Here is a 3,629-nt window from a genome sequence, read left to right on the forward strand (position 1 = left end):
GCTTTATTGCCAGATAAAGTCCCCACTAGGCGAAAGCCAATACTGAAGCCAAATCACTGGTAAACAGCCGGATCTTCTTGTGATCCTTTTACTCTCGTCGTAATCTCATGTCCTGCAAACAAAAAAACCACCGCTACCAACGGTGGATTGTTTGCCGGAATCAAGAGCTACCAACTCTTTTTTCCGAAGGTAACTGGCTTTCACGGAGCGCAGATACCAAAACTGTCCTTCCAGTGTAGCCGCAGTCAGGCCATCACTTCAAGAACTCTGTAGAAGCACTTCTACTACTCTGCTCCGTGAATCCTGTTACCAATGGCTGCTGCCAGTGGCGATAAGTCGTGTCTTTCCGGATTGGACTCAAGACGATAGTTACCGGAAAAGGCGCAGCAGTCGGACTGAACGGGGGGTTCGTGCATACAGTCCAGCTTGGAGCGAACTGCCTACCCGGAACTGAGTGTCAGGCGTGGAATGAGATAAACGCGGCCATAACAGCGGAATGACACCGGTAAACCGAAAGGCAGGAACAGGAGAGCGCACGAGGGAGCCACCAGGGGGAAACGCCTGGTATCTTTAAGTCCTGTCGGGTTTCGCCACCACTGATTTGAGCGTCAGATTCTGTGATGCTTGTCAGGGGGGCGGAGCCTATGGAAAAACGCCTGTTGCGCGGCCTTTTTTTGCTCACATGTTCTTTCCGGCCTTATCCCCTGATTCTGTGGATAACCGCATTATCGTTTTTGAGTGAGCAGACACCGCTCGCCGCAGCCGAACGACCGAGCGTAGCGAGTCAGTGAGCGAGGAAGCGGCATTTCTCCGCCCTTGCAGAATGCACGTTCACGCCGATGTTTCCAGATCGTAGCGTACCCGTTTCAGCGCAGTCAGTAATTTTTCGTGGTCAAAATTCAACTCACCCGTTTTTGTATCAACCAGTCCCGCGTCAATCATCAGACCAGCCGCCAGAAATAGTTTGTGATTGCGTTCCCTGCGGTTTTTCTGCCCTGAAATCCGCGCCTGAACCGCCTTTTTCTGTGCGGCATCCCGTTCCTGCAACGCGTTTTTTTCAGCGGTTGCCAGAACGTGGAGCAGTCGTCTGTCAGTTTCACTGAGCGAAGCTTCATCATCCAGCAGATCGATAATCTGCCGTTGCCGTGCCGTTTTTTCTCCCAGCTTTCTGATGAAGGCTATGCGCTTTTTAAGCCATTCGACGTTACTGATCCGCATCGTTTAACTTCCCCATCCCGATATTTCCGACGGGGAAAGTATATAACTTGCGGTTAGAAGTCGCATGACTTATCTTTACTCATAATTCTTTAAATTAGAGTAAAGCGCACTTATATGTTTCTCCCTGCGGGCAGAAACAGTGCGCCCTGCCGGGGGCTGACACAACATGGCAACGTATCATCTCAGTGTGAAATTTGGCGGCAAGGGTAAAGCCCTTGCTCATGCCAGTTACATCACGCGGGAAGATAAGTTCAGCCAGCGCCAGGATCTCGAGCACACCGAACACGGCAACATGCCGGAATGGGCGAGAGATGAACCCGCCCATTTCTGGCAGGCTGCGGATGCGTTCGAACGTGCCAACGGTTCAACGTACAGGGAAATTGAGATCGCCCTCCCCCGCGAGCTGAATGAAGCGCAGCGGCTGGCGCTTGTCCGGGATTTTGTGAAGCAGGAAACGGGCGACAAACATGCATGGACGTTTGCGATCCACAATCCGAAAGCCAGCATTGACGGCGGCGAACAGCCGCACGCCCATATCATGATGAGCCAGCGCGTCAATGACGGTATTGAGCGCAGTCCCGAACAGTATTTCAGGCGCTATAACGCCAAATTTCCGGCGCGTGGCGGCGCGCGCAAGGACTCAGGGCATAATTTAACCCCTACAGAACAAAAACAGGCACTGAAAGCCCTGCGGGAGCGCTGGGAGCGTACGCACAACGCGCATATGAAACGATATGGCTTTGAGCAGGGTTTTATTGATAGCCGGTCACTGAAAGCACAGGGTATCGACCGGAAACCGGAACAGCATCTCGGTTTTGAAGCAGCCGGACGACTGGACGACAGCCAGAGGCAGGATATTAAAGACAGCCGGACGTTTTCAGTCGTGGATGTGCCTGAACAGGCGAAGCATATCGACCACAGCGACCGTAGCTGGATGAATGCCAGCGGTATCGAGGTAAACCGGAAGGAACTGGTCAGATCTCTGACGCATGATATCTCGCAGCAGTACGGGCGGGAGATGGCTGCACGGGTCACAAAACAGGGAAATGTTGAAATAGAGCGCGTGAAATCCCTGTCACGCGGATTTTCCATAAGCAGGTAACTATGGCGAGCACCGAAGAAAAACTTCTCACGCTCCTGCTGTCGGCGGAGCATCTGAAAGAGGCCGCAAAAGAGCAGCAGAAAGCCGTGGCGGATTCGCTGGCGGTGGCAAGGGAAACCCTGAAAGGCTACCGGGAAATATCGGACAGTGTGGCGCAGCAGGTTCGGGATGAAGTCCGGCAGGAAGTGCAGAAAATGGATATTGCGGGGCTGATCGGCGAGCGTATCAGCGCTGATTTTCAGCGTCTGGAAAAATCCGTCGGGAACATGAAAATCAATGCGGACGCGCTGGACAAGGAAATTTCCATTATCCGCAGTAACATCATCGCGGAGTACAACACGCTGCGGGGTTACAGCTGGAAGTGGTTTGCTGGGGTTGCGGTTGCCTTTGTCGTACTGATATTTGCCACAAGCTGGTTTGTGAAAACGGAACTACAGGACAATTACAACGCGTCTGCTGCCGTCTATCAGAAAGTGGCAGACCTTGAAAAGCTGCTGACAACGGAACTGAAACCGGAAAAGAAAAAGAACTGACGCGCTGCGCTTGTCCAACGCCTCACGACCCGCGAAAAAATTCCGCGTCCCGTTCACCGTTTTCTGATGAGAAAGTTTGCTGTTTTGACCCGTTCGCCCTTCTGAACGCTCGAAACAGATCGCGCATTGCTTTCGTGAATAGTTATTCAGGCGCGTAAAAACGTTTCTGGTGCGTTTTTGGCTGTTTGGTCGGGTGAAAGTGCGTTTTTTGTAGATTTGATGTGCTATCGCGCTCAAATTGCGTTTTTGGACTTGCTTGTTTCGTTGAAGGCGAGTAGAACGAAAAAAGCCCGCCATTAGGCGAGCTTCTTCGGGTTCATTGAGGTTTTCGACCTCCTCAATGTTCCTGTGGAGTCTGTTGTTCGCAGCGACAGAAACCAGTTCATTCAGTTTGCATGAACCTTCTGTATTCTTCAAGAATTTTCCCGCCGCACAGTCTCCCAGGAATCCCGAAAAAACCTGTTTTTGCAGGCACTTGTTGCGTGTTTGCAAAGGCCGTTTGCGGTTGGGGGGTCAGTGACGACGGCGACCGCACGCGTGAGAATTCCGCTACCGGGGAAGATACTTCATTTTTGAGCGGACGCCTGGGGAGTGGCACAAGTGGTTGAATGTAATGCGCTTATATTGGGTTTTTGCCCTTGGGCGCGGTTCTGGGACCAGTGCCAGCATGTTGGGCGAAATGTCGCGGCGTAGACGCGGGAACATGCAAACGGACGTTCTACCATAGGTCCGTTCCGGTGACGATGGGCGCGGCTCCGGCAAGCATATCGCGCGGG

General features: G+C 52.6%; 3 protein-coding genes. 2 read left to right on the top strand and 1 reads right to left on the bottom strand.

Translation table 11 applies throughout. The features are described from left to right. Nucleotides 1-831: 831 nt before the first annotated feature. Nucleotides 832-1,218, bottom strand: a complete 387-nt coding sequence (locus tag R7Z41_RS23535; RefSeq protein WP_033570824.1) for a hypothetical protein — start codon at nucleotides 1,216-1,218, stop codon at nucleotides 832-834. A 166-nt stretch (nucleotides 1,219-1,384) separates the two neighbouring features. On the opposite strand from R7Z41_RS23535, the gene R7Z41_RS23540 reads away from it, so the two are divergent. Next, the gene (locus R7Z41_RS23540) at nucleotides 1,385-2,320 is read left to right on the top strand and encodes a MobA/MobL family protein (protein ID WP_033570823.1); all 936 of its coding nucleotides are present in this window, start codon (nucleotides 1,385-1,387) and stop codon (nucleotides 2,318-2,320) included. A gap of 2 nt (nucleotides 2,321-2,322) precedes the next feature. Then, nucleotides 2,323-2,853, top strand: a complete 531-nt coding sequence (locus R7Z41_RS23545; RefSeq protein WP_033570822.1) for a hypothetical protein — start codon at nucleotides 2,323-2,325, stop codon at nucleotides 2,851-2,853. Nucleotides 2,854-3,629: the final 776 nt, after the last annotated feature.

Source organism: Vibrio sp. 1457 (genome assembly GCF_033340195.1).
In the GTDB taxonomy this organism is placed as follows: Bacteria; Pseudomonadota; Gammaproteobacteria; order Enterobacterales; family Vibrionaceae; genus Vibrio; species Vibrio alginolyticus.